The organism is Brevibacterium sp. K72 (assembly GCF_050562175.1).
GTDB classification, from domain to species: Bacteria; Actinomycetota; Actinomycetes; order Actinomycetales; family Brevibacteriaceae; genus Brevibacterium; species Brevibacterium casei.
Genome location: NZ_CP191582.1, coordinates 1,898,873 through 1,913,229, shown reverse-complemented (window position 1 = coordinate 1,913,229; position 14,357 = coordinate 1,898,873). Strand labels below are relative to the sequence as shown.

The 14,357-nt window shown below is 65.5% G+C and carries 14 protein-coding genes; 7 read left to right on the top strand and 7 right to left on the bottom strand.

Going from position 1 to position 14,357, the window contains the following annotated elements; all coding sequences use genetic code 11:
* Positions 1–76 precede the first annotated feature (76 nt).
* The 3 genes from ACQ1RG_RS08440 to ACQ1RG_RS08430 all read left to right on the top strand — a co-directional run bounded on the left by ACQ1RG_RS08440 (position 77) and on the right by ACQ1RG_RS08430 (position 2,900).
* The gene (locus tag ACQ1RG_RS08440) at positions 77–1,378 is read left to right on the top strand and encodes a C45 family autoproteolytic acyltransferase/hydolase (protein ID WP_430600043.1); all 1,302 of its coding nucleotides are present in this window, start codon (positions 77–79) and stop codon (positions 1,376–1,378) included.
* The gene (locus ACQ1RG_RS08435; RefSeq protein WP_313450547.1) at positions 1,360–1,836 is read left to right on the top strand and encodes an HD domain-containing protein; all 477 of its coding nucleotides are present in this window, start codon (positions 1,360–1,362) and stop codon (positions 1,834–1,836) included. Before ACQ1RG_RS08440 ends, ACQ1RG_RS08435 begins: the two co-directional genes overlap by 19 nt.
* Positions 1,837–2,033: 197 nt before the next feature.
* Positions 2,034–2,900: a M48 family metallopeptidase gene (locus ACQ1RG_RS08430; protein ID WP_009380867.1), complete on the top strand. Its 867-nt coding sequence runs from the start codon at positions 2,034–2,036 to the stop codon at positions 2,898–2,900.
* 30 nt (positions 2,901–2,930) lie between these two features.
* Here ACQ1RG_RS08430 and ACQ1RG_RS08425 read toward each other — a convergent pair whose 3' ends face one another.
* On the bottom strand, positions 2,931–4,586 hold the full coding sequence (locus tag ACQ1RG_RS08425; protein WP_009380865.1) for a hypothetical protein: 1,656 nt from the start codon (positions 4,584–4,586) through the stop codon (positions 2,931–2,933).
* A 484-nt stretch (positions 4,587–5,070) separates the two neighbouring features.
* Here ACQ1RG_RS08425 and ACQ1RG_RS08420 point away from each other — a divergent pair, with 484 nt between their 5' ends.
* Positions 5,071–6,105 (top strand): IS30 family transposase, encoded by a 1,035-nt coding sequence (locus ACQ1RG_RS08420; protein ID WP_009381402.1) that lies wholly within the window; start codon positions 5,071–5,073, stop codon positions 6,103–6,105.
* 65 nt (positions 6,106–6,170) lie between these two features.
* Here the strand turns inward: ACQ1RG_RS08420 and ACQ1RG_RS08415 are convergent, their stop codons facing one another.
* From ACQ1RG_RS08415 to ACQ1RG_RS08405, 3 genes are all read right to left on the bottom strand, one after another.
* Positions 6,171–6,302 (bottom strand): helix-turn-helix domain-containing protein, encoded by a 132-nt coding sequence (locus ACQ1RG_RS08415; protein WP_368773264.1) that lies wholly within the window; start codon positions 6,300–6,302, stop codon positions 6,171–6,173.
* 108 nt (positions 6,303–6,410) lie between these two features.
* Positions 6,411–7,700, bottom strand: coding sequence for an ISL3 family transposase (locus tag ACQ1RG_RS08410; protein ID WP_102213537.1), 1,290 nt, complete (start codon positions 7,698–7,700; stop codon positions 6,411–6,413).
* Between the two features lie 748 nt (positions 7,701–8,448).
* Positions 8,449–9,483 (bottom strand): IS30 family transposase, encoded by a 1,035-nt coding sequence (locus ACQ1RG_RS08405; RefSeq protein WP_009381402.1) that lies wholly within the window; start codon positions 9,481–9,483, stop codon positions 8,449–8,451.
* 342 nt (positions 9,484–9,825) lie between these two features.
* Between ACQ1RG_RS08405 and ACQ1RG_RS08400 the strand changes: the two genes are divergently transcribed.
* The 3 genes from ACQ1RG_RS08400 (at position 9,826) to ACQ1RG_RS08390 (ending at position 11,414) form a co-directional block, all read left to right on the top strand.
* Positions 9,826–10,140 (top strand): hypothetical protein, encoded by a 315-nt coding sequence (locus ACQ1RG_RS08400; protein WP_009381335.1) that lies wholly within the window; start codon positions 9,826–9,828, stop codon positions 10,138–10,140.
* Positions 10,141–10,336: 196 nt separating this feature from the next.
* Positions 10,337–11,014, top strand: a complete 678-nt coding sequence (locus tag ACQ1RG_RS08395) for a hypothetical protein (RefSeq protein ID WP_131248704.1) — start codon at positions 10,337–10,339, stop codon at positions 11,012–11,014.
* Between the two features lie 55 nt (positions 11,015–11,069).
* The gene (locus ACQ1RG_RS08390) at positions 11,070–11,414 is read left to right on the top strand and encodes a hypothetical protein (RefSeq protein WP_009381332.1); all 345 of its coding nucleotides are present in this window, start codon (positions 11,070–11,072) and stop codon (positions 11,412–11,414) included.
* Between the two features lie 266 nt (positions 11,415–11,680).
* Here ACQ1RG_RS08390 and ACQ1RG_RS08385 read toward each other — a convergent pair whose 3' ends face one another.
* The 3 genes from ACQ1RG_RS08385 to ACQ1RG_RS08375 form a co-directional block, all read right to left on the bottom strand.
* Positions 11,681–12,991, bottom strand: a complete 1,311-nt coding sequence (locus tag ACQ1RG_RS08385; protein WP_036316278.1) for an ISL3 family transposase — start codon at positions 12,989–12,991, stop codon at positions 11,681–11,683.
* 94 nt (positions 12,992–13,085) lie between these two features.
* Entirely contained in the window at positions 13,086–13,313 is a 228-nt protein-coding gene (locus ACQ1RG_RS08380; protein WP_430600855.1) for a hypothetical protein, read from the bottom strand.
* Positions 13,294–14,328 carry an IS30 family transposase gene (locus ACQ1RG_RS08375; RefSeq protein WP_009381402.1) on the bottom strand — a complete coding sequence of 345 codons (1,035 nt, stop codon included), beginning with the start codon at positions 14,326–14,328 and terminating at the stop codon, positions 13,294–13,296. Before ACQ1RG_RS08375 ends, ACQ1RG_RS08380 begins: the two co-directional genes overlap by 20 nt.
* Positions 14,329–14,357: the final 29 nt, after the last annotated feature.

Here is a 14,357-nt window from a genome sequence, read left to right as displayed (position 1 = left end):
ATCTGTAAACTTTTTCTTGACACCTGGAAGAGTGTCAACCTAACCTTGACACATGACTTCTTTCACCTTCTTTGGAATGACCGAAGACCGCCCCTCGACCCGCTGGAAGGCACTCTTCGACGCCGTGTGGCCGGCCTACCGCGCCTGGTATCTCCGCGACGGCGACTGGGCCCGCCCCGACCTGGCCACCGCCGAGGCGAAGCTGCGTGAGCACATGCCCGAGCTCGTGCCCACGTGGCAGCGCCTCGTCGAGCTCACCGGCGATGATGAGACGGCTGCCCGGATGCTCACCCTGTGGAACCCGCCGCGCTTCCTGCCCGGCTGCTCCCAGGTCGCGATGCGCTCCCCCGAACCCGCGCTGCTGCGCAACTACGACTACGGACTCGAGCTCTTCGAGCAGGTCCACGCTTCGACGCGCTTCGGCACCCGCCGGGTGATCGGCACCTCGGACTGCCTGTGGGGGCTGCTCGACGGGATGAATGAGGACGGACTGGCCGTCTCGCTCGCCTTCGGGGGTCGGCCCGGTGACGGGGACGGGTTCGCCGCTCCCCTCGTCGTCCGCTTCCTCCTCGAGGTCGCCGGTGACGTGCCCGAGGCGCTGCGGAGGCTGCAGACCGTTCCGGTGTCGATGTACTACAACCTCACGATGGTCGATTCCGCGGGCAGGCGCGCCACCGCCTACGTCGGTCCCGGCATGGCCCCGGAGGTCGTCGAGGACCCGGTGGCGACGAACCACCGCGGCCGGCACCCGGAGTACCCCGATCATGCCCGCCGCTTCCGCAGCGTCGAGCGTCAGGACCTGCTCACCGACGCCCTCGACGAGGGCCGCGGAGTCGACGAGATGGCCGAGGCGATGCTCGGCCCGGGGGTCTTCAGCGGGGACTACGACAACGCTTTCGGCACCCTGTACACTGCCGTCTATCGACCCCTGCGCGGCGAGGTCGAGTACCGGTGGCACTCCCGCAGGTGGACCCGCAGCCTCAGTTCTCCGGAGGAGATGATCGTGGTGACCCTCGACGACAGCACCGAACCCGTGGACCTCACCGGCTCGAACGGTACGTCTTCCGGCACGGGCGGCTCGACTTCCGGCACGGCCGGCACGCGCGTGACCCCCTCTGGCGGCGCGACCGGAGGCACGCAGTCACAGGATGCCGCAGTGGCCGAGGTCGCCGAACTCGTGGCAAAGGCACGCGAGGCGATCAACGGCCTCGCCCACTCCCCCGATCCCGCGGCGTTCTCCGCCCTCATCTCCCTGTCCTCGGAGGTCGGGGAGGCACTGGGCACCAGCGCCCGCCTCCTCGCCGAGCACAACTCCTGGGCCCGCGTCGCCGAGCTCGCCGATGTCAGCCGGCAGGCGGCGTGGCAGCGTTGGCGATGAACGACGAGATCATCGCCCGCGCCGAGGCGGTCGCCCGTGAGGCTCACCGCGGGCAGGTCGACAAGGCCGGTCTCGACTACATCGACCATCCGCGCCGGGTCGCGGCGAACGCGCGGGCGGCCCTCGTCGCCGATGACCTCGGCGACGACGAGTCGACCGCGGTCGTCGCGGCCGCATGGCTGCACGATGTCGTCGAGGACACCTCGGTGACGGAGGATGATCTGCGCGGGGATTTCCCCGCCGGGGTGGTCGACGCGGTCATCGCGGTGACGAAGCGCTCCGGTGAGGACGTCGAGGACTACTTCGCTCGGGTCCGCGCGAACCCGCTGGCCGTGCGCGTGAAGACCGCCGATCTCGCCGACAACACCGATCCGGCCAGGCAGGCTCGCCTCGACGAGGCGACCCGGGCGCGGCTGACGGAGAAGTACCGCCGAGCCTACGAGCTGCTCGGGCTCTGAGCCCCAGGCGCCGCGGCGCTCATGGGTGCCGGACTCTCGTCGATCCCTCGATCGGGTGTCCCCATGTTAGTGTTTCGCGTACTCTCCGAGCGCTGTCAGCGTGATGACCTCGGCGTGATCGCGCTGGCTCCTCGGACGCGAACCGCATTCCGACCCCCCCGGTTCGCACCGAACGGATCTCACGAGGAAACTGACCCATGGCACTCACCGACCCCTCCACCGCGCTCAGACCCACCGGCCCCACGGTCAGCGAACTGCGGCATCGGGCAGAGATGCCGATGCTCGTCGTCGGCATCGAGCTCACAGCGATCGTCGTCACCGGAGCGCTCGTCTTCATCCTCGTCGGACTCCCCCTCGATGAGTGGGCTTTCGGCGTGCTCATCGGCCTCTTCGCTCCGGTGGCGAGCTTCATCTACATCCGCTACCTCTACTGGTCGAAGATCTCCAACGGAGTCGAAGTCACCGACGAGCAGTTCCCGGAGCTCTACGCCGTCTACCGGGAACTCGCGCTCGAGATGGGCTTCGGCGCCGGCACCGGGAGGATGTCGGGGATCCCGCAGATCTACGTCATCAACGGCAACGGCACGATGAACGCCTACGCCGCCAAATGCCAGCTGCAACGCGGATATGTCGTCGTCTACAGCGACCTCGTCGACCTCGCCTACGTCCACGGAGACTTCGGCGCGCTGCGATTCATCATGGGCCACGAGCTGGGACACATCAGATGCGGGCACGTGAACCTGTGGCGCAGCGGGATCCAGCCGATCCTCGTCCTCCTGCGGCTCTCCCCGACGCTGTCACGCGCTCAGGAGTACACCGCCGACAGAACGGCGTCGTACTATGCGCCCGAGGACGCCATGAAGATGATCGCCCTCTTCTCCGGCAAGAACCTCGCCTCACGGGTCGATGTCGACGCCTACATCCGGTCCGTCGACCGGCACAAGAACGGCTTCTGGCTGCGTCTGTCGAACTTCCTCTCCGGTCATGCCGTCGGGTTCCGGAGGATGAAGGCGCTGAGCCAGGTGAAGACGCAGGGCTGGAACGTCCAGGGGAAGATGCTCTAGCCCGCCTCGTCGCTCAGTGAGCCGACGACGTCACCCCCGCCTGCGACGACGGACACCGAAGACGAGTCCAGCTCCGACGACGGTCAGCAGCGCACCGATGACGGCCGTGGACATCGGCAGACCACCGGTGCGCGGCATCGCTTCGCCTCGGCCTGCTCCGTCGCCACCGTCCGCCGAGGCTGCGACGTTGGATCCGTCCGCGGTCGCACCGGAGTCTGCAGATGCCCCTGAGTCCGCCGGTGTCGACGGGCCGCTCGTGGGCAACGTCGGCTCTGTCGGGCCTTCGGTGGGGGCGGGCGTCTCCGTCGGCGAGCCGGTCGGTTCGTCAGTGGGCTCGTCCGTCGGTTCCGGGTCGTCTACGGGCTGCTGGGCGAGGGCGCTTTCGAGCAGGAGCTTCGTCTGGGCGATGATGTCCTGCCGGTTGGAGACGAACTCGGGATTGCTGATCTCCGATTCGGTCTTCTGGACTCCCTCGAGCACCGGAGTGTGCACGTGGCCGCCCGGCAGGTCGGTGAGACCGAGGGCGTCTCGGAGCAGGGTCGCGCGGTAGGCGATCTCGTTGGAGAGGTAGTCCCCGCCACCGCCGGCTCGGGCGACGGAGCCTTCGCTCGGTCCGTCTTCGCGCTGGGTTCCTTCGTTGAGCGCGGAGTCCGCCGGGCACCCGAGCCTGGGTTCGGTCGCCGGAGTGTCACCGGGCAGCTCCGTGACCGAGCGTCGATCATTGACGGCGAACGGCTTCCCGGCAGTATCCGCGACCATTGCCTCGCGCGGCAGGGTCGACTCCGTCCACTGCGGCTGCGGCGAGACCGTCGTCACGCCCGCGGGAATGGGAGCGATTCCCTGATAGCAGACTAGTTCGTTGTCGACGAAGCCTCCACGCCAGGCACCGTTGAAGGCTTCGAGGTCGAACTGGTTGGGACGTCCCTGGCTGATGGTGAAGAAGAGCTCGGGGGTGTTCTCGGCCGAGAACGCGGGCGTCAGGGCTTTCTCGACCATCCCGTCGCCGAAGTCGCGCCAGCGCACGGGGAAGAGCGCCGCTTGGATCTCGACCGGTCCGTTCGGGCCGTCGATGACCTCACCGTCGAGCGCGAGCGCGATGGCTCCCGAGGGATTGGAGATCCGCGGTTCGGAGCGCAGGGAGAAGGGGTCGAATCCGGTGATGACGGCGACGTCGCGTTCGCTCGCATCGGGGTCGAGGGTGTCCTGACCGCGGGAGAGCCGATCGATGACGGCGGTGCGGGCCGCGAGGGTCTCGTCCGAGACCCGGTTCTCCGCCGACCACTGCTTGAGGGCGCCGATCATCGCCAGGCGGGCCCAGTAGAGGGGGCGGTCGTCCGCGTCGAGACCATCGCCCCCGGTCATCGCTCGAGCGGCGTCGATGCCGCGGGTCCACAGTTCCCGTGACCGGTTCTCGACGAGGGCATCGATCGCCTCTTCCCCGGACCGGGCGCACAGGTCTTCGGCGAAGGCAGTGACGAAGTCGGCGAGGCCGCTGGAGCGGAGGAGCTCGCGGGGAGCCGGCTTCGTGACGAGTTCCTCCTCGGGTCCGAGGGCGACCGGGTCGTCGACACAGGGTGGGGTGAAGGTCGATTCGACTGCTGCGACAGGGTTGCTCAGCGACAGTGATGAGGCGACGACGGCGGCGACGGCCGACAGGGCGAATAGGCGCTTCGAGACTGGTTTCATCTTCTGCTTTCAACGATCGGATGCCTGAGGGCCGGCACCACGCCGGTGTGGTTCACAACACAGTTACGGGATGCACTGTAGCAGAATCGTTCACCATTACAGGCGTGATCGTTCAACACTCAAGATGTGATCGCCGGGCGATCCGTCGATGGCAAAGAGTTCCTCCTCGCGAAGGGGTGCAGGCGGAACAGAAAAAGCCCCTCCCCAGCCTGTTGAGACTGGGGAGGGGCGTTGCCGAGCCGCCTGCGGGAATCGAACCCGCGACCTATTCATTATGTGGAGGATTGTTTCTCCTGGTATGCACGAGTCTGCTTCAGTCACTCTCTGACCTGCAATTACGGCGCCGTCAAGCAGCAGAGCATCTGCGCCCCAACCCCCGCCTAAGTGAAAGTTTCAGCTTGATTCCGTGTCGTTAACGTGGGTGGTGTCATAGCGTCGAAGCAACACTCCCGGTCGGCGGGGGTCTGATCGGTGGAGTGTGCAGATGGCGCGGGTGGGGTTGTCGTTCAGCGACAGGTCGGAGATCTCGGCGGCCTCGAAAGCGGGCTGGTCGGTGCGGAGGATCGCCCGTCACCTGGGGCGTTGCCCGTCGGTGATCTCGCGGGAGCTTCACCGGAACTCGACGAAGACCCGCGGCTACCAGGCCGTGACCGCAGACGTCAGAGCGCAGCGTCGGCGAGCTCGCCCGCAGCAGCGGAAGGTCGCGGGGGATCCGGTGCTGCAGGCGAGGGTGGACGCCGACCTGGCCGCGTCCTGGACGCCGAACGAGATAGCGGGCCGGTTGCGTCTGGAGGCGACAGACCCGACCGTTGAACGCATGGCGAACTCTCCTGACGCACGCGGCCGAACCGTCTCCGGTGAGGCTATCTACCAGTACATCTACGCAATCCCGAAGGGTGAGCTCGCCCGCAAGGGCATCTTCCTGCAGTCCAAGCGGACCAAGCGCCGACCACGTACGACCGGGCGGACGCGCGGTGGCCCAATCGTAGGTATGGTCCCGATCGCGGAGCGAGGTGAGGACGCCGCCCAGCGTCGGGTGCCGGGGCACTGGGAGGGTGACCTGATCATCGGGAAGAACGGCACCTCGTGCGCGGCGACGCTGGTGGAGCGGATGAGCGGGTTCACCGGGCTGCTGGCCCTGCCCTCGAAACACGCCGAGCCAACCGCTGACGCGGTCATCGAGTTTTTCAACGACCTGCCCGAGATGATGAAGGCATCGTTGGCGTGGGACCAGGGCAGCGAGATGGCCCAGCACGCGAAGGTCTCCCTGGCCACGGCGATGCCGGTCTACTTCGCCGATCCCCACTCGCCCTGGCAGAGGCCCAGCAACGAGAACACGAACCGGCTCTACCGGGAGTATCTGCCCAAGGGCACGGTGATCCCCGATCACCAGCCCTACCTCACCACCATCGCCGAGGAGATCAACAATCGACCCCGCCGCCGACTGGGCTATCTCACGCCCACCGAGGCATTCGCTCGACTGCTCGCCGGCGAGCCCCATGTTGCTTCGACGCCTTGACATCGCCGTGTCGCGACTTCACCTTGGCCAACATCGCGTTGTAAAGACTGGTGACCCAAGGAGCCCTATCTGTCGATATACCGGCTAATCTCGTCCGGGGAATATCGATACATGCCTCCTACTGCGATAGCAGCGAGATCACCTCGACCGCGAAGACGGTTGACATGCTGTACTGAGCAATTCAGTATTTCTGCCACCTGTTTCGCCGTGAGCAACCGTTCGAGATTGATCAACTCCGCTCACCTTCGCCGCCTGAACCGCGTCCGAATTCATGGCTCTTCAACTTTGAGCGTGGTGCTGGGTGTTCACGCCGCGATCGGTCGGGGCGCATAGCCAATGATGCGGCATCTGTAGTTCCGATGGTTGCGGTACCCGCGCCCGACCCTCTTGATCGTCTTGGCGGTCAGGTTCGCCGCCTCGGTGCGAGCGTTCGTGACCCTGGTTCGGCAGAAGGTGAGCAGCTCACGACGCCAGGCCAGCAGGGTCCGGAACAGCGCGGCCGGCTCGGGCAGGTGGGTGGCTCGCACGGCGCTCTCAAGGCGGGCCCAGTGCCGCTGGAAGGAGGGCGTGTCGGTGGCGGTGAGGACCTGGCGGACGTGTTCCTTGATGCCCCACGCGACGGCCAGCTCGACGTCCTCGGCCAGGATCTGCTGCAGCTTGGTGCGCTGCCGGACGGTGAGCCGGTCACCGGCGCAGGTGAGCAGCTTGCGGTACTTCCACGGGGTGTCGGTCGCCCGCCCTCGGCGCTCGTGCAGCTCCCACACCCGGCGCCTCCTCACCTTGGTGACCATCTCGTTGGCCAGCCGCACCACGTGCCAGTGGTCCACGCTGACCTTCGCCCGCGGTAGTGCCTTGCGGACCGCGGCCCGGAACTCACTCGACATGTCCAGGGCGACGACCTGCACCCGCCGGCGCCACCACCGCGGCCGCGCCGCGAGCCAGGAGGTGACGACCTTGCCGCGGCGGCCGTCGACGACGTCCAGGATCGCGCCGTCGTCCAGGTCGGTGAACACGATGGACCACGGCTCGACCCGCTTCACCGCGTGGGTGTCCGGGTCGCGCAGGTAGCGCACGGTGCGGAACCGGTGCTCATCGATCCCCAGGTGCCGCACGTGCCGGCGGTCCACGCCGGTGTCCAGGTCCAGGGTGGTGGTGAGCATCCGCATCACCGTGGGCCAGGACAGGTGCGCCTCGTGCGCGACCCGGGACACCGCCCGCGGCTCGGCCCGGCAGGCGGATATCACCTGCTCGGTCAGCCGGGTCGTGACCCTCGCCCGCGCGGGCAGCTGCTCGGTCTCCTCGGTGAACGACCGCCGCGGGCACAACGACTCACGGCAGGCGTAGCGGCGCTTGCGCACGAGCACGTCGAGCCGCTCACCCCCGCACGGCACGTCCTTCACGCGCTGGGTAGGTCTTGCCTGGATCCGCGAGGACAGCACCCCGCAGGAGGGGCAGGCGCCCTCGCTCGTGGTCGTCTCGATCAGCACCTGCCGCGGTTGCTCAACGCCGACGCCAGGGGTGGCCGAGACGACTCGGTAACCGGACAGGTTGAACAGGATCGACGCCGCATCGACGTCGAACGTAGGCTTGTGCACGCTCGCGGTCCTCGCTCATGAGATGTCTAGACAACACCCATGCTGGCGTAGGGCCGCGAGCCCTACTTCAGGGCCCCACCACGCTCAAAGTTGAAGAGCCGAATTCATGTCGATCGAGCCACTCGTCGACAGCTGATTGCCTTGTACCTCTTGTTCGCTTGCGCCACGAGGTGCCGACTTCAATCCATTTGGGTACACGGTCGCCTCCATCCCCACGATCGAGACCCCGGTCGTTGTGCAGCTTAGATTTCGAGCAACCGATCTGCTCGGCCACCTCATCATCGGTGAGAAGTCGGTTCATTTGCCCTCTCCCCCTCCCTGATCACTAACAAAGCGGAACCGGGTGATACCCCGGGCTTCAAGATCGCCGGTACTCGGGCCACGGAAAGTGTGGGTGCGTTCCGCAGCTTCGCGGGTCGTGCCCTCTAGTAAGCGGCGAACACCTTCGGTGAGAGTTCGACCGGCACGCTGAATTGCTTCGTCGTAGATGGACAAGCGGATCCTCCTGGTTGTTCTTCTGTGCGGACTCTCCCAAGCTTGAGGGATAGCACGGACACGACCGTGTTGATTGCTACGAATCCGACAAGCTTTGGCAATAAATCTGTGACGACATCAGTGCAGAGGCGAGTTCAGCGATTCGGCATGCACGAACTCTACTTCGAGACGAAAATCTCATCGCGTTCGGTCACCAGATCTGAGACCACAACTACGCGAGAGTTGAGAATATGGATGCAGGGACACGGCGATGTCAAGGCGTCGAAGCAACATGGGGCTCGCCGGCGAGCAGTCGAGCGAATGCCTCGGTGGGCGTGAGATAGCCCAGTCGGCGGCGGGGTCGATTGTTGATCTCCTCGGCGATGGTGGTGAGGTAGGGCTGGTGATCGGGGATCACCGTGCCCTTGGGCAGATACTCCCGGTAGAGCCGGTTCGTGTTCTCGTTGCTGGGCCTCTGCCAGGGCGAGTGGGGATCGGCGAAGTAGACCGGCATCGCCGTGGCCAGGGAGACCTTCGCGTGCTGGGCCATCTCGCTGCCCTGGTCCCACGCCAACGATGCCTTCATCATCTCGGGCAGGTCGTTGAAAAACTCGATGACCGCGTCAGCGGTTGGCTCGGCGTGTTTCGAGGGCAGGGCCAGCAGCCCGGTGAACCCGCTCATCCGCTCCACCAGCGTCGCCGCGCACGAGGTGCCGTTCTTCCCGATGATCAGGTCACCCTCCCAGTGCCCCGGCACCCGACGCTGGGCGGCGTCCTCACCTCGCTCCGCGATCGGGACCATACCTACGATTGGGCCACCGCGCGTCCGCCCGGTCGTACGTGGTCGGCGCTTGGTCCGCTTGGACTGCAGGAAGATGCCCTTGCGGGCGAGCTCACCCTTCGGGATTGCGTAGATGTACTGGTAGATAGCCTCACCGGAGACGGTTCGGCCGCGTGCGTCAGGAGAGTTCGCCATGCGTTCAACGGTCGGGTCTGTCGCCTCCAGACGCAACCGGCCCGCTATCTCGTTCGGCGTCCAGGACGCGGCCAGGTCGGCGTCCACCCTCGCCTGCAGCACCGGATCCCCCGCGACCTTCCGCTGCTGCGGGCGAGCTCGCCGACGCTGCGCTCTGACGTCTGCGGTCACGGCCTGGTAGCCGCGGGTCTTCGTCGAGTTCCGGTGAAGCTCCCGCGAGATCACCGACGGGCAACGCCCCAGGTGACGGGCGATCCTCCGCACCGACCAGCCCGCTTTCGAGGCCGCCGAGATCTCCGACCTGTCGCTGAACGACAACCCCACCCGCGCCATCTGCACACTCCACCGATCAGACCCCCGCCGACCGGGAGTGTTGCTTCGACGCTATGACACCACCCACTGGCCGGAATCGCCGCGATACTCTTCGGATTAGCCGCATTGATCAAAGCAACCACTGGCCTTCTGAGCCTCTTCATCAGGAAGAAGCAAAAGAAATAAGGGATCCCCGGTTAGAGCAAGAGCAAATTGCTCCAACCGGGGAAATCGGGTCCCTCATTCTACGTTCATGAACAAGGAATTCGCTACCATCGGCCTCGCCGTCCTCGACCTCAGCCCATGACAGCCGACCCGACCGCCTCGCCGCTGACAGAACCCGACCCCCACGGAGGAGACCCGATGTTCCGGCACCTCACGACCAGCCTGACGCTGCTCGCCCTCGGCTGGGCAGCCGATCCCACGTCGTCGCCGGGGCAGACCTCTGTCCCCCGCCGCACGGCGCGCCACCGCCGCCAGATCATCGACGGCTCCGGTTCGGGCTTTTCCCTTGCGCGAACCGGCCGCGATCATCTCGACCGTGACCGCCCCGATCGCGGAGACGTCCCCGGCTGGGTCCTCATCACACTCGCGACGGTGCCCACAGCAATCATCAACCTCGAAATGCCTGTTCAGGATCATATTGGCGGCGCCGACCAAAAGATCCGTGTGAGCTAGATCAAGCCTGGACTTTCGCCAGGAGAGTAAGTCCACAGGCGAACCAGGAGTTCGGGTCTCGATTCGATCACAATCTCGACATCGCTCGTGCATCCCTGCACCCTTTCGGTCGGCTACTGCTTAGTATCAACCCACCTCACTCCGACGCTCGGTCGCATCGTGGCTGCCGAGGCGGAGCTAGCAGAATTGGAATCGCGTGAAGCCACCCAAGGTAGTTCTGGCGATAGGCATGTCGATCCTGCTTGCCGCAGGCGTCTCGTCTCCCGCATCCGCAGAAGAAGACGAAGATGCGCAAATTGCCTCCTCAACCATGCTGCAGTACGAAGCATGGTCCGAAAGAGTCGAGACGGACGCACTCAATATGTCGGAAGAGGAAATCCTTCGACAGGCTGGCGACACCCGGGAGTACGTGGAAACGACGGTGACGCTCGGGGGCCAGGTCGCTTCTCGAAGTGCCGAATCATCCGAGGAAGAAAATGCCCGCTTCGTAAAGTGCACCGCGAGAATTGACTACCCGCATTACTCAAATGGAGCACGTGGAGCTATATACAAGACTAGGTACAAATGCGAGTCGAAAGGAGTCAGCACCAAAATCAGCCTGCGAGTCAGGGGCTTACTCAGTCTGTATCCTGCTGCCAGTTCAAGCTCGCGGCCGGGAAAGGCTCAGACAAGGGCTCGGAGCGATGCGAGAATTACACTCACGGCCAATACTGGGAGGTTCTCCGATCCATACTACACCCCGGTCGTGGGATCGAACGGCGGCAGAGGAACGGGCTTCTGGAACGGCACAAGCACGTGGATCATCACCAGCCACCCATCCCTCGCGGGCAAGCGAACAGCTACGCAATCTAAGACGGTCTGGAAAAGGATATGAAACAGCGATCCTTGCGTGACTGGAGTCTGCATTTACACAACCAGTTGAGGGAACAATGAGCGCCGAAACGTTTCATCTAATCGACGAGCGAGACGTCCGACACGAGGATGTAGTCGACGCCTTTCGCGTTGCGTTCTGGCACGGCAACGAATCTGATCCGCAAGATCTCACGTCTGTCGCGGTGTACGAATCCTCCAAGGCGAGCCTTGACGAGACTTTGGAGTGGGCTAAACGATCGCAAAATCCGGCCCCCCGCTTGGTTGAGGTGTTTGCCGTCGTCACCACCGGGAGGCACAAGGACAGCGTTAGAATCGCGAGATACGATCATCGCCCCTCGCTAAAGCCGGGCGAGACTCGAGACCCCGGCTACTCGGAAGGGACGATTTACCTCCACTCCTGAACCCTTCATTCCGCCGCACAGCCAAAGTCGGTTTCAGGCCTGACGAAAGGCCCCCACCGCGTGATGCGATGGGGGCCATTTCTATCCAGCTCGAGGCCTTTGGTGACACGTTAGTTGGCGCCGTTTGACTTATCGCTGAGCTCGAAGGGGCTGCCTCGGTAAACGTTCGACGTGAGGACGCCGACTAGAATGAACGGCTGCACGCCGAATGCCGCGATCGCAGCTACCTGACCGGATGCCGTCAATTCCATGTTCCCTATACCGGCTCATCGCAGTTGAGGGTGTAGTCGGGGTCTGAATCCGCCGGCCTCGAGTAGAGATCGGGCGATGTAGTGGGTGAGGTTGCGGAAGCCGAGGGCGGAGCCGCGGAGGTGTTCGAGTCGGCCGTTGATGGCCTCTGTCGGCCCGTTCGAGGTCCCGGGCCGGTCGAAGAAGGCGAGCACGTCTGCGGCGCGCTGCTTCAGCGTCCGGCCGAGTGTGCGGATCTCGACCAGCGCGTCTGGGACGCCGCTGGCGACCGACTCGATGACCGCTCGCATCCTCTGCTTGCCCGTGGTCTTGTTGGGCTCGCGGTAGGCGGCGACCATCCGCTGGTAGATGCCCCAGGTCGCTTCGACCTGGACGTGCTCGTCTGCCGCGAATACCGTGTCCAGCCGGGCGCGCTGGGTGTCGGTGAGCAGGTCCGCGCCGGTCTGCAGGGTCCGCCGCGCCCGGTAGAGCGGGTCCCCGGCCCGGCCCCGGTGCCCGAGGGTGTGCTGCTGGACGCGCTGCCGGCACCGGTCCAGTCCCTCACCTGCCAGACGGATGACGTGGAACGGATCCATGACCGGTACTGCGGTGGGTAGCTCTTCGGCGGCAGCGGTCTTGAACCCGGTGAACCCGTCCATCGCGACGACCTCCACCCCGTCCCGCCACGCCCGAGGACGATCGGCCAGCCACTGCTTGAACACGGCCTTCGACCGGCCCGCGACCATGTCCAGCAGCCGCGCGGGCCCGGACTTGTTCCGGGCCGGGGTGAGGTCGATGATCACGGTCACGTACTTGTCGCCGTGGCGCGTGTGACGCCACACGTGCTCATCGACCCCGATGGTGGTGACCCCGGCGAACCGGGCCGGATCGTCGATCAGCACCCGCTTGCCCTCGGCGATGACCGCCTCGTTGGCGGTATGCCAGGACACTCCCAGCCCGGCAGCGACGCGGCTGACGGTGAGGTGGTCCACGACCACACCGGTCAGCGCCCAGCCCACCCCGCCACGGGTGATCTTCGCCCGCGGCGCCGCGGCCTTCGACGTGTCCTGCCGCCACGTCCGACGGCAGGTAACACACCGGTACCGGCGGACCCGGACCATCAAGGTCGTGGGCCGGTGCCCGAACGGCTCGTGCGCCAACCGGCGGATCACCGTGTCTCGGGGCACGCCCTCGGCCCCGCACTCCCTGCACCACGGGTCCGGCTCCAGGACCCGGCACTGGATCACCGCACGATCAGGCTCAACCCGCTGCCCGACGGCCTCGAGGCCGAGCTCGTCGAGACGGCAGAACGTGGTCAGGTCAGGGCGAACGAAGGTAGCGTGATCCATGTCGAGGTCCTCAGGATGGGCAGTGTCAGAACTTCCATCCTCGGAGGGCCTCGACCCCTATCCAGCGACCGACGCGCCCAACCCGACTACACTCTCAGCTGCGAAGAGCCCCTATACCTAGCATGAAAACGAGAATCACAGTCAGCAAAAAGCTGATGACGACGAGAAAACAGACTCCCACAAAGAGAATCTTCTGCTGACCGTTGCGCTGCTTGACTCCTTGTGCAATTTCGCCGGCAAGGTCCGACACATTTTCCGAGCGATTGACATTGGTCTTTAGTTCTTCCGCCGGGGCGGCGATGTCAAGGCGTCGAAGCAACATGGGGCTCGCCGGCGAGCAGTCGAGCGAATGCCTCGGTGGGCGTGAGATAGCCCAGTCGGCGGCGGGGTCGATTGTTGATCTCCTCGGCGATGGTGGTGAGGTAGGGCTGGTGATCGGGGATCACCGTGCCCTTGGGCAGATACTCCCGGTAGAGCCGGTTCGTGTTCTCGTTGCTGGGCCTCTGCCAGGGCGAGTGGGGATCGGCGAAGTAGACCGGCATCGCCGTGGCCAGGGAGACCTTCGCGTGCTGGGCCATCTCGCTGCCCTGGTCCCACGCCAACGATGCCTTCATCATCTCGGGCAGGTCGTTGAAAAACTCGATGACCGCGTCAGCGGTTGGCTCGGCGTGTTTCGAGGGCAGGGCCAGCAGCCCGGTGAACCCGCTCATCCGCTCCACCAGCGTCGCCGCGCACGAGGTGCCGTTCTTCCCGATGATCAGGTCACCCTCCCAGTGCCCCGGCACCCGACGCTGGGCGGCGTCCTCACCTCGCTCCGCGATCGGGACCATACCTACGATTGGGCCACCGCGCGTCCGCCCGGTCGTACGTGGTCGGCGCTTGGTCCGCTTGGACTGCAGGAAGATGCCCTTGCGGGCGAGCTCACCCTTCGGGATTGCGTAGATGTACTGGTAGATAGCCTCACCGGAGACGGTTCGGCCGCGTGCGTCAGGAGAGTTCGCCATGCGTTCAACGGTCGGGTCTGTCGCCTCCAGACGCAACCGGCCCGCTATCTCGTTCGGCGTCCAGGACGCGGCCAGGTCGGCGTCCACCCTCGCCTGCAGCACCGGATCCCCCGCGACCTTCCGCTGCTGCGGGCGAGCTCGCCGACGCTGCGCTCTGACGTCTGCGGTCACGGCCTGGTAGCCGCGGGTCTTCGTCGAGTTCCGGTGAAGCTCCCGCGAGATCACCGACGGGCAACGCCCCAGGTGACGGGCGATCCTCCGCACCGACCAGCCCGCTTTCGAGGCCGCCGAGATCTCCGACCTGTCGCTGAACGACAACCCCACCCGCGCCATCTGCACACTCCACCGATCAGACCCCCGCC